A 21,565-nucleotide genomic window follows, 5' to 3' on the forward strand; every position below is an offset into this window, starting at 1 on the left:
TTTCCATAAAAAATGCGGTGAAATTTCACCGCACTTTAATCTTTATCTTATTATTTTAGAACGTTAAAACTTTATCCGCCCATAATGTCCACTCGGATACATCATCTAAGGTACCAAGGGTCACGCCGTCAATTAATTTAGCGTCTAATAAACCACGTGCTTTTACGCAGCTGGTGCATAATTTAATTTCAGCACCTTGTGCCGCTAAGATGTCGATAAGCTGTTGGATATTGAAACCTTCATTTGGGTTTTGCCCAGCAATACCGCATAAAATCGCATCAGAAAAGCAGAATAATTTAATATTCACATCCTTGCTGTGCTCTTCTTTCATATTAATGGCGAAACGAACAGCATTAAACGTTTTTTCTCCGCTATATGTGGAATCATTGACGATAAAAAGAATATTTTGCATGACGCACTCCTTGTTACAATGCTATAAGAATGAAGGCGTAATAAATTACGCCTTTATGAAATCAGCCAACCCAAACGAACTTGGCTACAAATAATAAAGACACCACCCACACAGGGGCATTGATCTCGCGTATTCTACCTGTACAGGCCTTCATGACGCAATAGCTAATAAAACCAAATGCGATACCTTCAGTAATAGAATAAGTAAATGGCATCATCGCTGCAGTGATAAAAGCAGGTGTTGCTTCAGTTAAATCATCCCAGTGTACACGAATAAGACTGGATGCCATTAAAATCCCTACATAGACTAATGCCCCTGCGGTTGCATAAGCCGGCACGACACTAGCAAGCGGCGAGAAGAAAATAGTAAGTAAGAATAAAATACCAACTGTTACTGCCGTTAAACCTGTTCTACCACCGACTGAAACCCCTGCGCCACTTTCAATATAGGTACTGATAGCTGAGGTTCCGATATAAGAACCAACCACAGCACTCACGCTATCCACATAAAGGGCTTGTTTCATTTTCGGGAAACGACCTTTTTCATCACTGAAACCTGCTTTATCGGTTACGCCTAATAAGGTGCCTGATGAGTCAAATAGGTTTACTAAAAGGAAAGAGAAAATAATGCCGAGCAAAGCCGTATCTAAAGCACCAGCAATATCGACTTTTCCTACAACCGCACCTAAGCTTGGTGGCATAGAAACAATGCCGTGGAAGGTAACTTGGTCATCAATTAAAAGCGCTAAACCAGTGACTACCGCAATAGAAATTAAAACCCCAGAGAAAATATTACGTGCAGCTAAAACTACGATAATAAAGAAACCTAATACGCCAAGCAGAATTTTCGGATCATGTAAATTGCCTAATGCCACTAAGGTTGCAGGATTCGCGACAATCAATCCCATATTTTTAAACCCAATTAAGGCAATAAAAAAGCCGATTCCTGCACCAATTCCTACGCGCAGTGAAAGCGGAATCGAAGCCATTAACCAATAACGGATTTGGAATAAGGTGAGAACAAATAAACCAATCGATCCCCAGAAAATGGTACCCATGCCCACTTCCCATGAATAACCGAGTTTACCGACTACCACATAGGCGAAAAACGCATTTAATCCCATAGCAGGTGCAAGGGCGATAGGTAAATTACTGAATAATCCCATCGCAATGGTACCCAGTGCAGCAATTAAACACGTGGTAACGAAAACAACTTGTTTATCCATTCCCGCATCACCCAATACGGATGGGTTTATAAACACGATATACACCATGGTAAAGAATGTTGTGATACCAGCGATAATTTCGGTTTTGGTGGTACTGCCCTTTTCTTTAATCGAAAAAAGGCGTTCAAGTAAAGATTGTTGCATTGTTTCCCCCTTAATAGCCTTGGTGATAAATCGATTCAAGTAGCTTCACTCCTAACAAGGCAATATTGAAACGTTGTTCATCGGCAACTGTCCAAAATTCGACGCCATTTTCAACCGCACTTTGTTGGCTGATATGCAATTTTACGCTTTCTTCACCATTTTCGTTTTCACCATTAATCACGGGCGTAATAAGGCTATCGTGTAATTCAATTAATTCGCTTTGTTGTGGTTGGAAATCAAATTCATAATCTGAAAGTGCCGTCACTTTTTGTGCCATGCCGTAGAAGACAGGCACTTGAATTTGATGGAAAATGACATTGTCTAACTGCGGGAAGATTTTTTGTAATTGCAGATTTAAATTAGCCGCTTGTTGTGGAAACACATCAAAGGCAAAACGGGTTTCACCTTCTTCTAATGGCATACCATTCAGTAAACGAGCAGTTTGTCCAGCAAGTTTATTCACGGTTTCACCATCTGTATAAGAAGCTGGTAAAAGTGACGTTGCAAAGACTTGAGTTAAATTTGTTTGTTGAACGATTGGTAATAGAGATAAAGCTAATTGACTCACTTGTGGATCGGGTAAACTCACAATGTTACGTTGTCTTAATTCAGTCAGATTTTCTTCATTGATTGTTGGGACAACAACAGGAACATCAGATAATGCAGAGCAAATCCCTTTTAAATCAATCACCACACAGCCACTTTCTGCGGCTTGAGCTAATAAGGGGGCTTGGTCAATTTGGCCTGCGAAGAAAAGATAATTAATGCTATCCCACTCAATCTCATCAGTGGCTAATTGAGCAACGGCTTTATTGCGAAAACGCACCGCTTGCTCTTCTTCAAAAGGATAAATTTCTACGATAGAAATTTTGCCTACATCTAGCTCACTTTGTTCAAGTGCTTCGGCAATTTTTTCACATAGATCAAATTCTGCTGCAATAGCAATATTTAGGCTTGCGTCCATTTTTCTCTCCGCTGTAAAATGTTCTGAACCGATTCATTCTACAGAAAAAAGACGCATAAATACATAAGGAAATCAGATGACACCAGCAATTGATTTACTAAAGAAAAATAAAATTCCTTTTACTCTCCATACTTACGATCATGACCCTAACAATACGCATTTTGGCGATGAAGCTGCTGAAAAACTTGGACTTGATCCGCACCAATCCTTTAAAACACTTTTAGTCGCCGAAAATGGTGATCAGAAAAAATTGGCGTGTTTTGTGCTTTCCACGGCAAATATGTTGAGTTTAAAGAAAGCCGCAAAATCAATTGGTGTGAAAAAAGTTGAAATGGCCGATAAAGATGCCGCACAAAAAAGTACGGGATATTTAGTCGGTGGCATTAGCCCATTAGGTCAAAAAAAACGGGTAAAAACAGTGATAAACTCGACCGCACTTGAGTTTGATACGATTTTTGTTTCAGGCGGGAAACGTGGATTAAGCGTTGAATTATCCCCACAGGATTTAGCCAAATTACTGAATGCTGAATTTGTCGATATTATTGACGAAGAATAGAAAAAGAAAAGCCCGATTAACTCGGGCTATTTTTATATGATGTTGTGTTTATTTGAATTAGAAGCTTGATGTATCTTGGAATAAACCAACTTTTAAATCAGTTGCGGTGTAGATAACGCGACCATCTACTTCCACTTCACCGTCAGCCATTCCCATTACTAATTTGCGATTAATTACGCGTTTCATATTGATGCGATAAACCACTTTTTTCGCGGTTGGTAAGATTTGTCCAGTAAATTTCACTTCACCTACGCCTAATGCACGGCCTTTACCTTTACCGCCTACCCAGCCAAGGAAGAAACCCACTAATTGCCACATCGCATCTAAACCTAAGCAGCCTGGCATGACTGGGTCACCGATAAAGTGGCAACCGAAAAACGGTAAATCTGGATGAATATCTAATTCCGCTTCAATATACCCTTTACCAAACGCACCGCCATCTTCGGTCATTTTCACAATGCGATCCATCATCAACATCGTTGGTGCTGGAAGTTGCGGGCCTTCTTTACCAAATAATTCACCACGACCAGAAGCTAATAAATCTTCATAGGTGTAGCTGCTTTTAATGTTTGGTGTACAGGTGTTTTCCATTTTTCATTTCCTTGTATATGTAGTTTTGCTTGGTTACAAACAATAAGTGCAGATTCTATGGGGATTTATAAGAAATGTAAACAGCGAACACTTGTTAGCTCAACTTGTCGGATCAGTCAGTAAAATTAAGATAAAAGAAAAGCGAACTCAAGGTTCGCTTTAAGAAATTAAGATTTAAAGAAATCTAACCAGTTTTTTTTCGGCGTTTCCGAACGGAAAGCAATTCTATTTTGAATTAAACGTGCAATAGGCTCTTTGCCCTTCGCATATTCTTCTTTCTCTTCCAATAAATCGCGGCCAAATAGAATTTTGGCTGTTTGATAAATATCCTCGACTTGATAGATAAAGAACTGCTCATTTTTCACCGCTTCAACCACTTCATCAGATAAGCTTAGTTGTTGAATCGTCGTCGCAGGAATAATCACACCTTGTTTACCCGTCAAACCGCGACGTTGGCAAATGGTGAAAAAGCCTTCAATTTTATCATTCACTCCACCTACCGCATGCACCAAACCAAATTGGTCAATGGTACCGGTAATGGCAATATTTTGTGGCAACGGCAAATCAGATAACGCGCTGACTAATACGGAGAAAATAGCTAGAGACGCACTGTCACCATCAATTTCACCATAAGATTGCTCAAACACTAAAGACGCAGAAAATGGTAACTGTGATGGCAACTCTAAGATACTAGCCAAGCAAGCTTCAGAAATCATCATGCCTTTTCCGTGAAGGTTACCCGCTAATTCGTTTTTACGTTCCACATCCACGACTTCACCATCACCAAACTGCACTAAGCAACTGATACGAGAAGGTTCACCGAAACAAACGGGGGTGCCTGGATATTCAATCACAGACAAGCCATTAATCTGCCCAACAATTTCACCGTTGGTTTCTACATAAATTTGTTCGTTCAGGATATCCGCATAAGTACGTTCACGTAAAAAACCGTGCTGTTCGTTCTTTTGTTTAAAAGCTTGCTCAAAATCAACCGCACTTAAGGTTTGTTTTTGTGACAACGTCGCAGCGTTGAGTAACATTTCTGTTGTTTTTAACGGTGAAATGTTAATTAAAAAGCGATCTTCACTCTCACGCACCAGTAACTGATAGAATTTATTTAATGCAGTTAAATCTAAATCGAGCTCATATTTTGAGGCTAATGCCAACACATAATTGGCCCAATTTTCTTGTTCTTTAGGTTGTGCAACAGAATAATAGCTTTCAATTTCCGCGTAATCAGCCAAGCTATAAAGATCTTCTTCTAACTCACCTAAGGTCGCAATTTCAGTGCGATTGCCTAAAATCACTACTTTTAAATTAAGTGGATAACTTGGAATATCGCAAGGCAAGGTTTTAAATGGATGGGCTGAATACCAATCAAAAGTTTGTGTTTGTAAAATATGTTTTAAGCGTTGCCATAAATCAAATTGGTTTAGCATCGTTGCTGCACTTAAAATCAAAACGCCACCATTGGCTTGATGCACTAAACCTGGTGTAAGCAAAATATCTTGCGAACTTGGATGAACACGTACACTACCAAAAAGGCTAAATTGATCAGCGTGTAATGCCTTCAACACATCACCTTGTGCGGCGAAATTATCAGCAAGAGATTGAGCTGGCTCGGTATAAATACGAGGGAAAGAAAAAGAATCTCCTTGCTCAACCACATAATTTACCCCAAAAACTGACCGCTCTTTTGGCTGTTCTTTTCGAATAAGTTCTGCCAATAAATCTGCATATTCTGCTTGATCATCGGCTTTTAAAATCAACAAAGAACGACGAGGTTGTTTTAAGAATAAAGAAATCGCTTTTGTGGCATGTTTTTGTAATGACCAAAAATCAGCCTTTTCAGCTGAAAGTTCAGTAATCGATAATTCTGGTTGTAAGGCTTGCCAATTTAAGGCTTGTTCCGAAGATGTTGAAGTCACGACATATCTCGCTTTAATTAAATTGGCGGTATTATCGCACACTTCACACTGAGTGAAAATCCGTTATAAAAATCTACTGGAAAATTTTGTTTAAAGCGCGTATATTTATGAGGTTACCACGTCACTAAAAAGCATAATAAAACGATGAAATATCAAAAATTAGAAAACCAAGAAGCAAACTGGAAATGGATTTATCTCATTCGCAAACATCGCGAAGGGGAAAAAATTACCCGTTACGAAGAAAAAAGCTTAGAAGAAAGCAAAGTTCAAGAATTAATAGAATGTCAGAATTATCCTGAAAAAATCGAGGAATGGATTAAAAATCACCTTTCTCTTGATTTACCTATTAAGCTTGATCAGGCTATTCGTGCAAGACGTAAACGCTTTTTTAATGCAGAAAAACAATCAACGAAGAAAAAATCTATTGATTTAGAATATGGCGTTTGGCTTCGTTTGTCTAAATATTCAAGAAAAATGAAAATGACACTTTCTGAAACCATCACTTATATGATTGATGAACGTGAAAGCAAAGCATTATATGAAAGCCAAATGACAGCAATGAAAGCCGGTTTGAAAAACTTACTCAATAAATAAGATGAAAAAAAAGCCAAGGCCGAAACCTTGGCTTTTGATTATGCTAAATAGAGAAGATTTTGAAACGTTTTAGCGTTTCGCTTATTCCGCAATCGGAATTATTTTTGTGGCGTGAGATCCTTTGTCGCCGTGAATCACTTCAAATTGCACGCGTTGTCCCGCTTTCAATGAACGGTAACCATCCATTTCAATTGCTGAATAATGTGCAAAGATGTCTGTATCCACGCCTTCTGCAGAAATAAATCCAAATCCTTTTGCGTTATTAAACCATTTTACTACACCAATTTCCATAGTAGACCTCTATTAGGCTTCGCCCTTAATACTTAAAAACAATAAGACTCATGCCTTATCACCTCAATTGGAAATATATTCAAACATTTTATTTTTTTATGCAACAAGGAAACTTTAAAAATGATACATTGATCACAAAAATTTTTATTTATTCACTGTCAGAAGCCTCTTTCTCACCTTTTTGATGAATTTCACGCAATGCTTTTGCCACAATTTGAATGGCCTCACCGCTGCTCATTCCTTGTGCCATTAATTCCTGAATTTGCTCTACTGCTTTTTGTTGCTGTTCGTGGGTTAAATTAATATCTAACATTATTTCTTCTCGTTAAATAGACCAATTAAATAATTCCATCACTTTCATCCATTGTTCATCTAAATTAGCTTTAATTTCTATTTTTATTGAATGAATAGGATGTTCAAAAATAAGTGTATCTGCGTGTAAAAATAAACGCTGGCAGCCTGAATGTTCCGTCAATGCACGATTTTGATGTAAATCACCATATTGCGTATCCCCTAAAATAGGATGAAAGATATGTTTCATGTGACGTCGTAACTGATGTTTTCTGCCTGTTTGGGGGGTTAGCTTCACTAAGGAGTATCTCGTGGTTTGATAACGCCCTACCGCATAAGGCATTTCCACAATGTTTAAGCCCTCATAATCCGTCACTGCCTCTTGAGGCGCTTTATCTTCTTGCGCAAACTTATCCGCAATCTTATCTAATTGAATTTTAAGTGGATAATCAATTTGTCCTTTGCCTTGCAAATACCCTCGCACAATCGCTAAATAAGATTTTTGCACTGTTTTCTGTTCAAATTGCTGACACATTAAATTTGCTATTTCACTATTTAAAGCAAACAGCAAAACACCTGATGTAGGTCGGTCTAATCGATGAATCGGAAAAACATGCTGCCCGATTTGATCGCGCAAGGTTTGCATCACAAATTGCGTTTCATGAGTATCAAGCCAGCTACGATGTACCAATATGCCTGCAGGCTTATTAACGGCGACAAGATATTCGTCTTGATATAAGATTTCTAACATTTATTGATTTTGTAATAAGGCTTCTAATTCACGTAACGGTGTTAATAATTCAACTAAAAAATCTTCTTCTGCTTCTTTAAATGCTTCCTCTAAATAAGGTGACACCGCAATTTTTGAAGGTAATTCAGCACCACTTTCAAGTAAGGCAAACATTCTTGGAATAAAAATCCATTGCAACCATTCTTCTGGTGACATAGTATCAATAGCAAAAGGCTCTTCACTTAAAAAGGCATCTTGTGAAGGTGGAACCGCTTGCCATAAATCAAGTTTTTGCATAGCAAGTTGTAATTGTTGAAGATGAAGTTTTGTTTGATTACGCATGATTTTTCCTATCTATAAATAAGCGGCGTATTCTACGAGCATCAATTCACACTGTAAAGTGCGGTCAGTTTTAACGATGAATAATCGAAAAGTCAGGATATCGTTTATCTTCAATATTATCGACTAAGACCCGTTCAACACTTGCGGTTCTTGGCCCGACGTTTAACCAATCATAAAAGTGTTGCAGTTGGTCATCATTGCCTTCCGCAATGATTTCGACACTGCCGTCTGTACAATTTCTTACCGTGCCTTTAATACCAATTTTCTCTGCTTCTTTCCATGTAAAATAGCGAAACCCGACACCTTGAACTCGACCATATACGACAAATCGTTTTGCCATGATTTGCTCCTTTGTTACAAAAACTTTTTAAAAATTAACCGCACTTTCCTATTCCCATTTTTTAAAATTTAGCATAGCATTACAATCATCTAATTTCATTCAAAAAATAAAAGGAGTAATTATGAAATTATGTCAGTTTGCATTAGGTGTTGTTGCCTTTGCAGTCAGTGCGAGCAGTTTAGCCGGTACGGTCACCACGTCATCAAACCTTGAGTTTCTTGCAATCAACGGCCAAAAAGCCAGCAAATCCCTTCTAAAAGAAAAAAAATCATTCAATGCTGAAGCTGACCAAACACAACAAGTTGTGGTACGTTTAGGTGAAATCGTCGGTACTGGTTCTAGCCAAGGACTTTTTGAGTCTAATCCTATTATTGTGACCTTCAAAGGTACGGCTGATGATGTTGTGTTATCTGCAGAAAAAATTCGTTCGCAAGAAGATGGCGAAAAATTTAATGCACAACCACAAATTACCGTTAAAACTAAATCAGGTAATGTGATTGATGCTAAAGTGGATACCTTAAAACAAGAAGGTTTATTCCCATCAGCGAATATTGTTAATGACCTCGCTGAGTATAATGCATCTAATGCACCCGCAGCGGTTTCAGCTTTAGCAGTACCTGCAGTAGGTATGATGCCTGCAGCATCAGGAAAAGCAGCGAAAGGCAAAGTTGTTGTGCAAGGTGAAAACGTTGCTGAACAACAATTACAATACTGGTTCCAACAAGCCGATAAAGAAACCCAAACTCGTTTCTTAAACTGGGCAAAAAAACAAAAATAATCGTTTTTTTAACCGCACTTTGATAAAGAAGTGAGCCTTCCCGCTCACTTTTTTGTCATTCATTTTTTAGTCATTTAAATAATAAGCAAGGATATCAACATGAACCAATGGCTTAATGCAAAAGTAATCGCTTCAATACCTATTTTTATTGCAGTGAATATCGCAGCGTTCGGCGTCTGGTTTTTTGATATTTCCACGCAATCTATGCCCTTAATTTTAGGGATTATTGCAGGCGGTTTAGTGGATTTAGATAATCGTCTTACCGGACGATTAAAAAATATTTTTTACACATTAATTGCCTTTTCTATTTCAACCTTCATCGTTCAACTCAATATTGGTAAACCCATTCAATACGTATTGCTGATGACCATCATCACCTTTTTATTTACGATGGTTGGCGCCGTAGGTGAACGTTATCGCACCATTGCTTTTGGTACGCTGGTGGTAGCCATTTATACCACCCTCACTTATACACCGGATAATTCTGCGAGTTGGTTTATCAATCCTGTAATGATTTTATTAGGTACTTTGCTCTACAGTATTGTGACCATCATCGTCTATCTCTTTTTTCCAAATCGTCCTGTACAAGAAAGTGTGGCAAAAGCGTTTTGTGCCTTAGGCAATTATCTAGATGCAAAATCAGAATTTTTTGATCCTGATGAGATTGATGAAATCGAGAAAAAACACCTTAATTTTGCGATGAAAAACACCAATGTGGTGGATGCCTTCAATCAAGCGAGAACAGCTCTTTTCTATCGTATTCGTGGGCAACATCGCCATGCTCGCACACAACGCATGATCCGCTATTATTTTGCTGCGCAAGACATTCATGAGCGTGCAAATTCGACACATTTTGATTATCGACAAATTGCAGAACAACTCAAAAATACAGATTTAATTTTCCGTATTCAGCGCTTGCTCGAATTACAAGCGCAAGCCTGTCACGATATTACGGCTTGCCTGCGTCAAAATACGCCTTATCACTATAATATTCGCGTAGAAAAAGCATTAATGGGGACAATTCAATCCCTTGAGCTTTATAGTAAAGAACATACCAATCAAAACAATGTGTTGCTTGCCCTTCAAACACTTATTGATAACCTGCAAAGCATTAACTGGCAGTTACGTCAGCTTGAGCAAGAAACTACTGAAAATGAGCAAACTGCACAGATCCATACCGAACAAATTACGGGCTTAAAAAATATTCTTTCTGTTATTGGAAGTAACTTCACTTTTGAGTCACCACTTTTCCGTCATGCTGTACGTTTGTCTATCGTGGTATTTTTGTGTTGCGCAATTGTTGAATTTTTCCAATTTAATTTGGGGTACTGGATTTTACTTACTGCAGTCTTTGTGTGTCAGCCAAACTATTCTGCAACCAAAGTACGATTACGCCAGCGTATTATTGGCACGATTTTAGGGGTAATTATTGGCTCCTTATTGCCATATCTCAACCCAACATTAGAGATGAAACTAGGCTTAATGGTGGTGACCAGTACGCTCTTTTTCTTCTTCCGAAGTAATAATTACAGTTTCTCCACGTTCTTTATTACCTTGCAAGTATTGATCAGTTTCGATGTAATGGGATTTGACACACAATCAGCGCTCTTCCCTCGCCTCATTGATACTGTATTAGGTTCAGCCATTGCATGGTTTGCCGTTTCTTATCTATGGCCGGATTGGAAATATCTGCAACTCGATAAAGTGAGCCGTCAAGCGATTCAAAGTGATGCACAATATTTCTTGCACATTATTAGCCAACTGCAATTTGGTAAAAGCGATAATTTAAAATACCGTATTGCACGCCGTAATGCCCATCAATATGCGGCAGCATTAAGTACCACACTTTCCAATATGAACAACGAACCGAAGAAATATCAGGCTTATTTGCAGGAAGGTTTTGACTTGTTAAAAATGAATTATTCCTTATTGAGCTATATTTCTGCTTTAGGGGCCTATCGCAATAAAATGGCGCAATTAGAACAAACTACCGAATTTTTGTCAGATTTTTATCCTGTTGCGAAAAAGGTTTTATATGCACTGGAAAATATTGAAAAGCTTCGTCCAGAAATCTTTGAAAAGCTCCAAAATAGTATTGAACAGAGCCTAAAAAAAATTCAATGGGATGAAACGCAAACTAAAAACAATGCGGTCTTTGCGTTACCATATCAGCAGCTTAATTTGATTTCTCAATTGCTACCGCAGCTATATCGCTATTTCCAACATAGTCAGAAAGAATCGATTACCAAATAAAAAACAAAGGAAAAACTGACCGCACTACCCCAAATTTTTTATTGTTCTCAGTGCGATAAATAGAGATAATACGCCACTTATGTAAAATAAATTTAGACGCAATGACACATTACATTCTACTCATTATCAGCACCGCATTAATCAATAACTTTGTTTTGGTCAAATTCTTAGGACTTTGTCCATTTATGGGCGTATCCAAAAAGATTGAAACGGCGATTGGTATGGGGCTTGCTACGACGTTCGTATTAACCGTAGCTTCATTGTGTTCTTATTTAGTCGATAATTATATTTTAATGCCACTAAATGCCACCTTCTTGCGCACATTAGTGTTCATTTTAGTAATTGCCGTCGTGGTTCAATTTACTGAAATGGTAATCAATAAAACGAGTCCATCACTTTATCGCTTACTAGGGATTTTCTTACCACTGATTACCACAAACTGTGCGGTACTCGGTGTGGCATTATTAAACGTCAATTTGGCACACAATTTAACCGAATCCGTTATTTATGGTTTTGGCGCCTCTTTAGGTTTTGCGCTGGTTTTAGTTTTATTTGCCGCATTGCGTGAACGCCTTGTTGCTGCAGATGTGCCTATTACATTTCGTGGCTCGTCTATCGCATTAATTACGGCCGGTTTGATGTCTCTCGCCTTTATGGGCTTCGCCGGATTAGTAAAATGATTTATCTCTTAATGTTTATTACTGTAACAGTGATTTTTCTCGGATTATTTTGGAATAACACTAAAAAATAATGTTTATCTTAATTTCAGTAACCGTTCTCGCTTTAATTTTTGGTGCGATTTTAGGTGTTGCTTCGATTAAATTAAAAGTCGAAGCTGATCCTATCGTCGAAAAAATTGATGCCATCTTACCGCAAAGCCAATGTGGGCAATGCGGCTATCCTGGCTGTAAGCCTTATGCTGAAGCGATTGCTAATGGTGACGTTATCACAAAATGCGTGCCTGGTGGTCGTCCAACAGTCGTAAAAATTGCCGAAATCATGGGCGTTGATGTGCCTGCAATGGATGATGTCGCTGAACCAGAAGAAATGGTTGCCTTTATTGATGAAAATATGTGTATTGGCTGTACCAAATGTATTCAAGCCTGCCCTGTTGATGCCATTATTGGTACAAACAAAGCCATGCATACTATTATTCCCGATCTCTGTACAGGCTGTGAACTTTGCGTCGCACCTTGTCCAACAGATTGTATTTCCATGATTAAAGTGAAAAAAGATATTGATAATTGGAACTGGAAGTTTGATCCTAAATTAGTCATTCCGGTTGTAAACACCACAGAAATCGAGAAAAAATTAGTGGTTGGGGAGTCGGAATAATATGGCTGATGTATTAACAAGATTTAACTCCGGCAAAATTTGGGATTTTAAAGGCGGGATTCATCCACCTGAAATGAAATCTCAATCAAACCAATCCCCTATTCAGCAATCAGAACTGGCTCATGATTTTTATGTACCAATTAAACAGCATGCTGGTTCAGCGGGTAATGTATTAGTCAAAGAAGGCGATTATGTGCTTAAAGGCCAACCTTTAACACAAGGTGATGGCTTAAGAACCTTGCCTGTTCACGCCCCAACTTCTGGTATCGTAAAATTTATCGGGAAACATGTCGCACCCCATCCTTCTGGTTTAACCGAGGATATGATTCATATTCAAGCGGATGGTTTAGATAAATGGCGTGAGCAATTTCCACTTGAAGAATTTTTCACACAACCTGTTGAACAACTCATTGATCGTATTTATCAAGCAGGTGTTGCCGGCTTAGGTGGTGCGGTATTCCCGACTGCCGCCAAAATCCAATCAGCTGAAAAGAAAGTTAAACTCTTAATTATTAACGGCGCGGAATGCGAACCTTATATTACCTGTGATGACCGCTTAATGCGTGATTACACCGATGAAATGATCGAAGGGATTCGCATCTTACGTTATATCTTACGCCCTGAAAAAGTGGTGATTGCGGTTGAAGATAATAAACCTGAAGCCATTCAAGCTATTCAACAATCACTGCATGGCGCAAATGACATTGAATTGCGCGTTATTCCGACTAAATATCCATCTGGCGCAGCCAAACAGCTTATTTATTTACTGACTGGTATGGAAGTACCAAGTGGCGGACGTTCTTACGATATTGGCGTATTAATGCATAATGTCGGTACAGCTTTTGCGGTAAAAAGAGCGGTCATTAATGACGAACCTTTAATCGAGCGTGTCGTCACGCTTACGGGCGATAAAATTTCAGAGAAAGGTAACTACTGGGTACGATTAGGTACACCGGTTGACCACATCTTGGCACAAGTTGGCTATCAATATGACGAACGCTTCCCGGTTTTCGCCGGTGGACCAATGATGGGATTACAACTTTCTGATCTCAACGCCCCCGTCACAAAATTAATTAACTGTTTATTAGCACCCGATCATTTTGAATATGGTGAACCCGAACCGGAACAATCTTGTATCCGCTGTTCAGCTTGTTCTGATGCTTGCCCTGTCAATTTAATGCCACAGCAACTTTATTGGTATGCTCGCAGTGAGGATCACCAAAAATCAGAAGAATATTGCTTAAAAGATTGTATTGAATGTGGCGTGTGTGCTTATGTTTGCCCAAGCCATATTCCGCTTATCCAATATTTCCGTCAGGAAAAAGCCAAAATTTGGGAAATTAAAGAAAAAGCGAAAAAAGCCGAAGAGGCTAAAATCCGTTTTGAAGCCAAACAAGCTCGAATGGAACGTGAAGAGCAAGAACGTAAAGCACGTTCACAACGTGCGGCAGAAGCTCGTCGAGAAGAACTTGCAAAACAAAAAGGTGAAGACCCGGTTAAAGCGGCGTTAGAACGCTTAAAAGCTAAACAAGCAAACTCATCAGTAACCAAAGAAACAAAAACTATCGTATCTGAGAAAGGCGAAATCTTACCGGATAACCATGACCTTATGGAGCAACGTAAAGCTCGCCGTCTTGCTAAACAACAAGCGCAAGTAGATACAGGCACTGTGACGGATACAACACCGTCACAAACTGATGAAAAAGAGGCGAAGAAAGCCGCTGTTGCTGCTGCTCTAGCAAGAGTGAAAGCTAAGAAAGCAGCTCAAGGTGAAACAGTTGCGACAAATGCAACTGAACGTGCGGTAGAAAAAACAGATGAAAACTCAACCGCACTTGATCCGAAAAAAGCCGCAGTAGCTGCAGCCATTGCAAGAGCTAAAGCGAAGAAAGCTGCCGCTCAAGGTGAAACAGTTACCACAAATGAAACTGAAAGTGCGGTTGAAAAAACAGATGAAAATCCAACCGCACTTGACCCGAAAAAAGCAGCAATAGCTGCAGCTATTGCAAGAGCTAAAGCGAAAAAAGCCGCCGCTCAAAGTGAAACAGTTGCAACAAATGAAACTGAAAGTACGGTTGAAAAAATAGATGAAAATCCAACCGCACTAGATCCGAAAAAAGCCGCAGTAGCTGCAGCCATCGCGAGAGCTAAATCCAAGAAAGCCGCGGCTCAAGGTGAAACAGTTACGACAAATGCAACTGAAAGTGCAGTCGAAAAAACAGATGAAAACCCAACCGCACTAGATCCGAAAAAAGCCGCCATCGCAGCAGCTATAGCAAGAGCTAAAGCAAAAAAAAGCAGCTGCTGAAGCTGCCAAAGAAACAGAATAACGCAGGAAAAGATTATGTTTAAGAAAATGGTGAGTTCGCCTCATACTCATTCAGGCAAATTAACCGCCCGTATTATGTTATGGGTGATTGCAGCCATGCTGCCTGCTCTGCTCACACAGATTTATTATTTTGGAATGGGGGTTCTGGTGCAATCCGCTTTAGCTATTTCTTTCGCATTATTGCTTGAGTTTATTGTGACCAAATTACGTAACAAGCCAAATCTTGTCTATATTTCAGATTTTAGTGTGGTGCTTACTGCCTTAATTTTAGCCATGGCGATTCCGCCTTATGCACCTTATTGGGTGATTTTAATTGGTACGCTTTCCGCTGTTATTTTAGGTAAACATGTTTATGGCGGTTTGGGACAAAACCCTTTCAATCCAGCTATGGTGGGTTATGTGGTGCTATTGATTTCTTTCCCACTACAAATGACAAGTTGGATGCCACCGATTTCATTATTAAATGAACCACCAACATTTGCAGATTCTCTTTCTTTAATTTTTACAGGCTTAACCACTGACGGTTTTAGCTTAAGCCAACTCGTCCATTCCATTGATGGAATTACACAAGCGACGCCATTAGACAGTGCCAAAATCTTCTATAACTTGCATCAAGGCGATGAAAGCGTATTCCATGATTTTGTAAAATTACCGATTTTATTACAAAACGGGACTGACTTTGCTGAAGGTTGGTGGCAAGTCAATCTAGCATTCATGATTGGTGGAATTATATTAATCTTAAAGAAAAAAATTCACTGGCAAATTCCCGTTTCAATGCTCGTGACCTTTGTAACCTTAGCGACTATCACTGCGATGTCAGGCCATCATCATTTAAGTATGATTAGCCAACTCTTTAGCGGCGCGATGATGTTTGGCGCGTTCTTTATTGCGACTGACCCTGTCACAGCGTCTATTACACCTCGCGGCAAGCTTGTATTTGGTTCCTTGGTCGGATTATTGGTCTACCTCATTCGTTACTTTGGAAACTACCCTGACGGCGTGGCATTTGCGATTTTATTAAGTAATATTTGTGTGCCACTTATCGACTACTACACCCGTCCTCGCGTAGCGGGACACTTTACAAAAGGGAGAAAATAATGGGTATTTTTAAAGTCACCTCCCGTTTTGGTTTGTTATTAGGTTTTATTGCGCTTACATGCACCGCTGTTTCTGCAGGCATTTATATGCTGACAAAAGATAAAATTGATGAAGCCATGGCTGAACAACAAAAAGCGTTATTACTCCAAGTGATCCCTCAAGATTATTTTAATAATAACTTGCTTGAAAGCGTAGAAACACCTGAGCAAGATAAACTCAAAGGCATTCAAAAACTCTATTTTGCTATTAAAGATCATGTACCAACTGCCTATGCTTATGAAACAACGGCACCAGATGGTTATTCAGGGAATATCCGTTTATTAGTAGGTATCACTCCAAAAGGTGAAGTTTTAGGTGTGCGTGTCATCGAACATCATGAAACCCCTGGATTAGGCGATAAAATCGAACTTCGCATTTCTGACTGGATTTTAAGTTTTACAAACCAAGTTATCGTACCGGAAAGTCTAAAAGATTGGGCAGTCAAAAAAGATGGCGGTAAATTCGACCAATTTTCTGGCGCAACGATTACGCCACGCGCGATTGTGAATCAAGTAAAACGCTCTGCTCTCGTGATGCTCGAAAATGAGGCATTACTCAACGAGATGGCAAAAAAATATGCGCAATAGGATATTTATTATGACTGATTTAACCGAAAAAACGACCGCACTTGATGAGCAAAGTGCGGTTAAAAATTCAGAAGAAATAACGCAAACGCCTTCTGTTTGGAAAGAAATCTTTATTCAAGGCGTATGGAAAAACAACTCTACCCTCGTGCAATTATTAGGGCTTTGTCCGCTGTTGGCTGTTTCAAGTACTGCAACAAATGCATTAGGTTTAGGTTTGGCGACTATGTTGGTTTTAACCTGTACAAACACCGTTGTTTCACTCTTTCGTAAGCAAATTCCTCATGAAATCCGTATTCCGATTTATGTGATGATTATTGCCACCACCGTAACCGTGGTGCAACTATTGATGAATGCTTATACCTATACACTCTATCAAGCACTTGGGATTTTTATTCCTTTAATCGTGACTAACTGTATCGTCATCGGTCGTGCAGAAGCCTTTGCCTCTAAAAATAGCGTAGCACATGCTGCCTGGGATGGTTTTTCGATGGGATTAGGTATGGCATTAAGTATCACCGTATTAGGTGCATTACGTGAAATCTTAGGCCAAGGTACCCTTTTTGAAGGCATTGAAAACCTATTTGGTCAAGGCGCCAAATTCCTGACATTACATATTTATCACGCTGACAGCAGCTTTTTACTCTTTATTCTTCCGCCAGGTGCGTTTATTGGATTAGGCATCCTACTGGCGATTAAAAACCGAATTGATATGAAAAAATGAACCAAGCTAAACGAATTGAAATCCTCACTCGACTTCGGGAGCAAAACCCGCATCCCACTACGGAATTAGAGTATAATTCGCCTTTTGAACTACTCATCGCGGTGATCTTATCGGCTCAAGCGACCGATAAAGGTGTGAATAAAGCGACGGCAAAATTATTCCCTGTGGCAAATACCCCACAAGCTATTTTAGATCTCGGCTTAGAGGGGTTAAAAGAATACATTAAAACCATCGGGCTTTATAACAGCAAAGCAGAAAATATCATTAAAACCTGCCGTGATTTAGTTGAAAAACATAATGGTGAAGTACCCGATAATCGAGAAGCCTTAGAAGCTCTTGCAGGTGTAGGTAGAAAAACAGCGAATGTCGTGTTAAATACCGCTTTCGGTCACCCGACTATTGCAGTGGATACCCATATTTTTCGCGTATGCAACCGCACAAATTTCGCCCCTGGCAAAGATGTGGTAAAAGTGGAAGAAAAACTACTCAAAGTTGTGCCAAAAGAATTTAAAGTGGATGTACATCACTGGCTTATTTTACATGGGCGCTATACTTGTACCGCGCGCAAACCTCGATGTGGGGCTTGCATTATTGAAGATCTCTGCGAATACAAAGAAAAAACAGAATATTAAACGAATAAAATCAAACGGAATATATTATGACAACAAACAATCAATCTCGCCAAACGTGGTCTAGCCGACTAACTTATGTGCTCACCGTTGCGGGTGCGACAGTTGGCTTTGGGGCAACGTGGCGCTTTCCTTATTTAGTGGGTGAAAATGGCGGTGGTGCCTACGTACTCCTCTTTTGTATCGCGATGATTGTCATTGGTATCCCGATGATTTTAGTAGAAAATGTTATCGGACGCCGTTTGCGTGTGAATTCCATTGATGCCTTTGGCGACAAAATCCAGGATAAAGGTAAAAACATCTCCAAATATTGGAAGATTCTTGGTTACATGGGGCTTCTTGGTGCATTTGGTATCATGGCTTATTACATGGTATTAGGTGGTTGGGTAATGTCTTATATCATCAGTCTGATGAATAACACCCTTGATATTAGCGCCCCAATTACAAAAGAAGTGGCCAAAGATTTCTACGATTTACATATCAGCAACAGCCCATGGGAAATCATGCTTTACACCTTCTTGTTCGTGGCGGTGAACTACATTATTTTGGCGAAAGGTATCATTGGCGGGATTGAACGTTCCGTGAAATACTTAATGCCACTACTCTTTATCTTCCTAATTGGTATGGTAATTCGTAACCTCACCTTACCTGGCGCAATGGAAGGGGTAACTTTCTACTTAAAACCTGATTTCAGCAAAATCACACCTAAACTTTTCATCTTCGTATTAGGCCAAGTATTCTTCGCATTAAGCCTTGGTTTCGGTGTATTAATTACCCTCTCTAGCTATTTGAACAAAGAAGAAAACCTTATTCAAACAGCGGTTATTACAGGTTTCACCAATACCATTATTGCTGTGTTATGTGGTTTTATGATCTTTCCGTCATTATTCACATTCGGCATTGAACCTAACGCAGGGCCAACCTTGGTTTTCCAAAGTTTACCAATTGTATTCTCACATTTATGGGCGGGTAAATTCTTTGCTATCGTATTCTTCGGCTTATTGCTTATTGCGGCATTAACCACATCAATTACGATTTACGAAGTCATCATCACCGCATTGCAAGAAAAGCTCAGAATGCGCCGTGGTAAAGCGATTTTTGTTACCTTAATGGGGATTTTCTTATTAGGTAATGTACCCTCTATTCTAGGTGATAATCTTTGGAAAGACTTCACCATCTTCGATAAAAGCATTTTCGATGCCTTCGATTTCGTCAGCGGCAATATTCTCTTTATGCTGACCGCACTTGGTTGTGCCATTTTCGTTGGTTTTGTGTTAAAAGACGATGCAAAAAAAGAGCTATCACCAACGCCAAATTCACTTTTCACCACAATTTGGTTTAACTATGTGAAATTTGTGGTTCCAGTGATTATTTTGGTGATTTTTATTAGTAATATGTAATAAAAAAACCGAGCTATTTAGCTCGGTTTCTTTTTACCTATACCCTATTTTGCTTCAGCTTGGGTCTTTTTCTCTTCAAGTTCTTCCCATCGCATAAATGCCGTTTCAAGCTCCGCTTCCGTATCCGCTAATTCTTTTAGCTTCGCATCCGTTACATCATGAGCTTGTTGGAAAAAGTGAGGGTCACCAATTTCAGCTTGAAGTGCGGTAATTTTCCCTTCCAATTCTTCCAACAATTGTGGTAGCTGTTCTAACTCACGTTGTTCTTTGTAAGAAAGTTTAACGGATTTTGGCTTTTGAGAAACAGCGTCATTTTTAACCGCACTTTCCTGTGCTTTTGGTGCTTCTTTTTTGGATTTTTGGGTCTCTTGCTCTGCTTTCATGGCAAAGTAATTAGCTTGTTGTCCTTTTGCATCAAAGAAACCGCCTACGTATTTATTCAATACGCCGTCACCTTCAAAGAAATAACACTCCGTTGCGACGTTATCAATAAACTGACGATCATGGCTGACAATCAATAAGGTGCCTTGATAATCCGTGAGAATTTCCTCTAATAATTCTAAGGTTTCTACATCCAAGTCATTGGTTGGTTCATCGAGAATCAATAGATTATTAGGTTTCAGTAATAATTTAGCCAATAACAAACGGTTACGTTCACCACCTGAAAGGGCTTTTACGGGTGTCATAGCTCGTTTGGGTGGAAATAAGAAATCCTGCAAATAGCCCAAGACATGACGTTTTATGCCATTGACTTCAATATCCTGTTTGCCATCTGCAACGTTATCCATCACCGTTTTTTCCGGATCGAGATCGGCACGATATTGGTCAAAATAAGCAATGTCTAATTTTGTACCACAATGAATGCGACCGCTGGTTGGCTTGATTTCACCTAATAAAAGTTTAATAAACGTGGTTTTTCCGCAACCATTTGGGCCAACCAATGCAATTTTATCGCCACGTAAAATGGTCGTGCTGAAATCTTTAAGCAGCTGTTTGCCTTCAATTTCATAACTCACATTTTCCATTTCAAACACGATTTTGCCTGAACGACTCGAGTTATCTAATTGTAACTTGGCCGTACCCATCACCTCACGACGTTGGCGACGTTCTTCACGCATCGCTTTTAAAGCTCGCACACGGCCTTCATTACGCGTACGACGAGCTTTAATACCCTGACGAATCCAAACCTCTTCTTGCGCTAAACGCTTATCGAAAAGCTCGTTCTGTAACGCTTCGACACGTAAGTTTTCTTCTTTCGTGGTGAGGTATAAATCATAATCACCAGGATAAGACACTAATTTACCGCGGTCTAAATCCACAATACGAGTCGCCATTTTGCGGATAAAAGAACGGTCATGAGAAATAAACACAATACTTCCGGTGAATTCTAATAAGAAGTTTTCTAACCATTCAATTGCATCCACATCCAAGTGGTTAGTCGGTTCATCTAATAACAAGACATCAGGATTACACACCAACGCACGAGCAAGAGCGGCTTTACGCAACCAACCACCCGATAAATCGGCTAATTTAGTATCGGGATTTAACTCGAGCTTTTGCAGGACTTCATTGATTTTATTTTCAAACTGCCAACCGTTGGCATGCTCTAATTTGGCTTGCACTTGTGCTAGTTGATTAAGAATTTGTTCGCTGTAATTTTGTGTCAATTCTTGCGAAATATGGTGATATTCCTTTAACAAATCCGCTAAATGCTCAATCCCTTCCGCCACATAATCGAAAACATTGCCTTCGGCGTGGCGCGGTGGGTCTTGTTCTAAACGTGAAACCACTAAATCTTTTTCATACTGCACTTTGCCATCATCCATCGTGACTTGCTGTGCAATAATTTTTAATAGCGTAGATTTACCGGCGCCATTACGCCCCACCAAACACACACGCTCATTTGGTTCAATATGCAGTTCTGCCTGATCAAGTAAGGGATGATCACTAAAAGAAAGATAAGCGTTAGTTAAACTAATTAATGCCAC

General features: G+C 39.4%; 23 protein-coding genes. 12 read left to right on the top strand and 11 right to left on the bottom strand.

The window, feature by feature from the left end; genetic code table 11:
* Nucleotides 1–55 precede the first annotated feature (55 nt).
* From HMPREF3020_RS01880 to HMPREF3020_RS01890, 3 genes are all read right to left on the bottom strand, one after another.
* Nucleotides 56–412 carry a DsrE/DsrF/TusD sulfur relay family protein gene (locus HMPREF3020_RS01880; protein ID WP_005696059.1) on the bottom strand — a complete coding sequence of 119 codons (357 nt, stop codon included), beginning with the start codon at nt 410–412 and terminating at the stop codon, nt 56–58.
* 61 nt (nt 413–473) lie between these two features.
* Nucleotides 474–1,781 carry an NCS2 family permease gene (locus HMPREF3020_RS01885; protein ID WP_070775364.1) on the bottom strand — a complete coding sequence of 436 codons (1,308 nt, stop codon included), beginning with the start codon at nt 1,779–1,781 and terminating at the stop codon, nt 474–476.
* A 10-nt stretch (nt 1,782–1,791) separates the two neighbouring features.
* Nucleotides 1,792–2,745, bottom strand: a complete 954-nt coding sequence (locus HMPREF3020_RS01890) for an oxidoreductase (RefSeq protein WP_070775365.1) — start codon at nt 2,743–2,745, stop codon at nt 1,792–1,794.
* A 76-nt stretch (nt 2,746–2,821) separates the two neighbouring features.
* Here HMPREF3020_RS01890 and ybaK point away from each other — a divergent pair, with 76 nt between their 5' ends.
* On the top strand, nt 2,822–3,301 hold the full coding sequence (gene ybaK / locus HMPREF3020_RS01895) for a Cys-tRNA(Pro) deacylase (RefSeq protein ID WP_070775366.1): 480 nt from the start codon (nt 2,822–2,824) through the stop codon (nt 3,299–3,301).
* 57 nt (nt 3,302–3,358) lie between these two features.
* On the opposite strand, the gene fabA is transcribed toward ybaK, so the two are convergent.
* Both fabA and HMPREF3020_RS01905 read right to left on the bottom strand, forming a co-directional pair.
* Nucleotides 3,359–3,892: a bifunctional 3-hydroxydecanoyl-ACP dehydratase/trans-2-decenoyl-ACP isomerase gene (gene fabA / locus HMPREF3020_RS01900; protein ID WP_005698958.1), complete on the bottom strand. Its 534-nt coding sequence runs from the start codon at nt 3,890–3,892 to the stop codon at nt 3,359–3,361.
* A 167-nt stretch (nt 3,893–4,059) separates the two neighbouring features.
* Nucleotides 4,060–5,862 carry an AAA family ATPase gene (locus tag HMPREF3020_RS01905; RefSeq protein ID WP_070775367.1) on the bottom strand — a complete coding sequence of 601 codons (1,803 nt, stop codon included), beginning with the start codon at nt 5,860–5,862 and terminating at the stop codon, nt 4,060–4,062.
* Between the two features lie 102 nt (nt 5,863–5,964).
* On the opposite strand from HMPREF3020_RS01905, the gene matP reads away from it, so the two are divergent.
* Nucleotides 5,965–6,414, top strand: a complete 450-nt coding sequence (gene matP, locus HMPREF3020_RS01910) for a macrodomain Ter protein MatP (RefSeq protein ID WP_005696051.1) — start codon at nt 5,965–5,967, stop codon at nt 6,412–6,414.
* 81 nt (nt 6,415–6,495) lie between these two features.
* Here the strand turns inward: matP and cspD are convergent, their stop codons facing one another.
* The 5 genes from cspD to HMPREF3020_RS01935 form a co-directional block, all read right to left on the bottom strand.
* Nucleotides 6,496–6,705 carry a cold shock domain-containing protein CspD gene (cspD, locus tag HMPREF3020_RS01915; RefSeq protein WP_005696050.1) on the bottom strand — a complete coding sequence of 70 codons (210 nt, stop codon included), beginning with the start codon at nt 6,703–6,705 and terminating at the stop codon, nt 6,496–6,498.
* Nucleotides 6,706–6,853: 148 nt separating this feature from the next.
* On the bottom strand, nt 6,854–7,018 hold the full coding sequence (locus HMPREF3020_RS09460) for a YoaH family protein (protein ID WP_070775368.1): 165 nt from the start codon (nt 7,016–7,018) through the stop codon (nt 6,854–6,856).
* Nucleotides 7,019–7,030: 12 nt separating this feature from the next.
* Nucleotides 7,031–7,747: a tRNA pseudouridine(65) synthase TruC gene (truC, locus tag HMPREF3020_RS09465; protein WP_070775369.1), complete on the bottom strand. Its 717-nt coding sequence runs from the start codon at nt 7,745–7,747 to the stop codon at nt 7,031–7,033.
* On the bottom strand, nt 7,748–8,068 hold the full coding sequence (locus tag HMPREF3020_RS09525; protein ID WP_005696046.1) for a YqcC family protein: 321 nt from the start codon (nt 8,066–8,068) through the stop codon (nt 7,748–7,750).
* 70 nt (nt 8,069–8,138) lie between these two features.
* Complete coding sequence (locus tag HMPREF3020_RS01935; protein ID WP_083315416.1) at nt 8,139–8,408, bottom strand: acylphosphatase; 270 nt, start codon at nt 8,406–8,408, stop codon at nt 8,139–8,141.
* Nucleotides 8,409–8,529: 121 nt separating this feature from the next.
* Between HMPREF3020_RS01935 and HMPREF3020_RS01940 the strand changes: the two genes are divergently transcribed.
* The 10 genes from HMPREF3020_RS01940 to HMPREF3020_RS01985 all read left to right on the top strand — a co-directional run bounded on the left by HMPREF3020_RS01940 (nt 8,530) and on the right by HMPREF3020_RS01985 (nt 19,577).
* A complete protein-coding gene (locus HMPREF3020_RS01940; protein WP_070775371.1) occupies nt 8,530–9,186 on the top strand; it encodes a curli polymerization inhibitor CsgI-related protein in 657 nt (218 codons plus the stop codon).
* Between the two features lie 99 nt (nt 9,187–9,285).
* A complete protein-coding gene (gene yccS / locus HMPREF3020_RS01945) occupies nt 9,286–11,439 on the top strand; it encodes a YccS family putative transporter (protein ID WP_070775372.1) in 2,154 nt (717 codons plus the stop codon).
* A 101-nt stretch (nt 11,440–11,540) separates the two neighbouring features.
* Nucleotides 11,541–12,119, top strand: coding sequence for an electron transport complex subunit RsxA (rsxA, locus tag HMPREF3020_RS01950; protein ID WP_032804147.1), 579 nt, complete (start codon nt 11,541–11,543; stop codon nt 12,117–12,119).
* A 70-nt stretch (nt 12,120–12,189) separates the two neighbouring features.
* The gene (gene rsxB / locus HMPREF3020_RS01955) at nt 12,190–12,774 is read left to right on the top strand and encodes an electron transport complex subunit RsxB (RefSeq protein WP_070775373.1); all 585 of its coding nucleotides are present in this window, start codon (nt 12,190–12,192) and stop codon (nt 12,772–12,774) included.
* Nucleotide 12,775: 1 nt separating this feature from the next.
* On the top strand, nt 12,776–15,082 hold the full coding sequence (gene rsxC, locus HMPREF3020_RS01960) for an electron transport complex subunit RsxC (RefSeq protein WP_070775374.1): 2,307 nt from the start codon (nt 12,776–12,778) through the stop codon (nt 15,080–15,082).
* A 36-nt stretch (nt 15,083–15,118) separates the two neighbouring features.
* Nucleotides 15,119–16,201 carry an electron transport complex subunit RsxD gene (rsxD, locus tag HMPREF3020_RS01965; protein ID WP_070775375.1) on the top strand — a complete coding sequence of 361 codons (1,083 nt, stop codon included), beginning with the start codon at nt 15,119–15,121 and terminating at the stop codon, nt 16,199–16,201.
* The gene (rsxG, locus tag HMPREF3020_RS01970) at nt 16,201–16,827 is read left to right on the top strand and encodes an electron transport complex subunit RsxG (RefSeq protein ID WP_049371031.1); all 627 of its coding nucleotides are present in this window, start codon (nt 16,201–16,203) and stop codon (nt 16,825–16,827) included. Before rsxD ends, rsxG begins: the two co-directional genes overlap by 1 nt.
* Before the next feature lie 10 nt (nt 16,828–16,837).
* Nucleotides 16,838–17,548 (top strand): electron transport complex subunit E, encoded by a 711-nt coding sequence (locus HMPREF3020_RS01975; RefSeq protein ID WP_070775376.1) that lies wholly within the window; start codon nt 16,838–16,840, stop codon nt 17,546–17,548.
* Nucleotides 17,545–18,180 carry an endonuclease III gene (gene nth, locus HMPREF3020_RS01980; RefSeq protein ID WP_049373472.1) on the top strand — a complete coding sequence of 212 codons (636 nt, stop codon included), beginning with the start codon at nt 17,545–17,547 and terminating at the stop codon, nt 18,178–18,180. Before HMPREF3020_RS01975 ends, nth begins: the two co-directional genes overlap by 4 nt.
* Before the next feature lie 26 nt (nt 18,181–18,206).
* Complete coding sequence (locus tag HMPREF3020_RS01985) at nt 18,207–19,577, top strand: sodium-dependent transporter (RefSeq protein ID WP_070775377.1); 1,371 nt, start codon at nt 18,207–18,209, stop codon at nt 19,575–19,577.
* Nucleotides 19,578–19,621: 44 nt separating this feature from the next.
* Here HMPREF3020_RS01985 and HMPREF3020_RS01990 read toward each other — a convergent pair whose 3' ends face one another.
* Complete coding sequence (locus tag HMPREF3020_RS01990) at nt 19,622–21,565, bottom strand: ABC transporter ATP-binding protein (protein ID WP_070775378.1); 1,944 nt, start codon at nt 21,563–21,565, stop codon at nt 19,622–19,624.

Origin of the sequence: Haemophilus sp. HMSC068C11, assembly GCF_001815355.1 — a bacterium.
In the GTDB taxonomy this organism is placed as follows: domain Bacteria; phylum Pseudomonadota; class Gammaproteobacteria; order Enterobacterales; family Pasteurellaceae; genus Haemophilus_D.

Excerpts from the sequence above, each read along its gene's own strand:
- HMPREF3020_RS01880 (WP_005696059.1), bottom strand. The coding sequence starts at position 412 with ATGCAAAATATTCTTTTTATCGTCAATGATTCCACATATAGCGGAGAA.
- HMPREF3020_RS01885 (WP_070775364.1), bottom strand. The coding sequence starts at position 1,781 with ATGCAACAATCTTTACTTGAACGCCTTTTTTCGATTAAAGAAAAGGGC.
- HMPREF3020_RS01890 (WP_070775365.1), bottom strand. The coding sequence starts at position 2,745 with ATGGACGCAAGCCTAAATATTGCTATTGCAGCAGAATTTGATCTATGT.
- ybaK (WP_070775366.1), top strand. The coding sequence starts at position 2,822 with ATGACACCAGCAATTGATTTACTAAAGAAAAATAAAATTCCTTTTACT.
- fabA (WP_005698958.1), bottom strand. The coding sequence starts at position 3,892 with ATGGAAAACACCTGTACACCAAACATTAAAAGCAGCTACACCTATGAA.
- matP (WP_005696051.1), top strand. The coding sequence starts at position 5,965 with ATGAAATATCAAAAATTAGAAAACCAAGAAGCAAACTGGAAATGGATT.
- cspD (WP_005696050.1), bottom strand. The coding sequence starts at position 6,705 with ATGGAAATTGGTGTAGTAAAATGGTTTAATAACGCAAAAGGATTTGGA.
- HMPREF3020_RS09460 (WP_070775368.1), bottom strand. The coding sequence starts at position 7,018 with ATGTTAGATATTAATTTAACCCACGAACAGCAACAAAAAGCAGTAGAG.
- truC (WP_070775369.1), bottom strand. The coding sequence starts at position 7,747 with ATGTTAGAAATCTTATATCAAGACGAATATCTTGTCGCCGTTAATAAG.
- HMPREF3020_RS09525 (WP_005696046.1), bottom strand. The coding sequence starts at position 8,068 with ATGCGTAATCAAACAAAACTTCATCTTCAACAATTACAACTTGCTATG.
- HMPREF3020_RS01935 (WP_083315416.1), bottom strand. The coding sequence starts at position 8,408 with ATGGCAAAACGATTTGTCGTATATGGTCGAGTTCAAGGTGTCGGGTTT.
- HMPREF3020_RS01940 (WP_070775371.1), top strand. The coding sequence starts at position 8,530 with ATGAAATTATGTCAGTTTGCATTAGGTGTTGTTGCCTTTGCAGTCAGT.
- yccS (WP_070775372.1), top strand. The coding sequence starts at position 9,286 with ATGAACCAATGGCTTAATGCAAAAGTAATCGCTTCAATACCTATTTTT.
- rsxA (WP_032804147.1), top strand. The coding sequence starts at position 11,541 with ATGACACATTACATTCTACTCATTATCAGCACCGCATTAATCAATAAC.
- rsxB (WP_070775373.1), top strand. The coding sequence starts at position 12,190 with ATGTTTATCTTAATTTCAGTAACCGTTCTCGCTTTAATTTTTGGTGCG.
- rsxC (WP_070775374.1), top strand. The coding sequence starts at position 12,776 with ATGGCTGATGTATTAACAAGATTTAACTCCGGCAAAATTTGGGATTTT.
- rsxD (WP_070775375.1), top strand. The coding sequence starts at position 15,119 with ATGTTTAAGAAAATGGTGAGTTCGCCTCATACTCATTCAGGCAAATTA.
- rsxG (WP_049371031.1), top strand. The coding sequence starts at position 16,201 with ATGGGTATTTTTAAAGTCACCTCCCGTTTTGGTTTGTTATTAGGTTTT.
- HMPREF3020_RS01975 (WP_070775376.1), top strand. The coding sequence starts at position 16,838 with ATGACTGATTTAACCGAAAAAACGACCGCACTTGATGAGCAAAGTGCG.
- nth (WP_049373472.1), top strand. The coding sequence starts at position 17,545 with ATGAACCAAGCTAAACGAATTGAAATCCTCACTCGACTTCGGGAGCAA.
- HMPREF3020_RS01985 (WP_070775377.1), top strand. The coding sequence starts at position 18,207 with ATGACAACAAACAATCAATCTCGCCAAACGTGGTCTAGCCGACTAACT.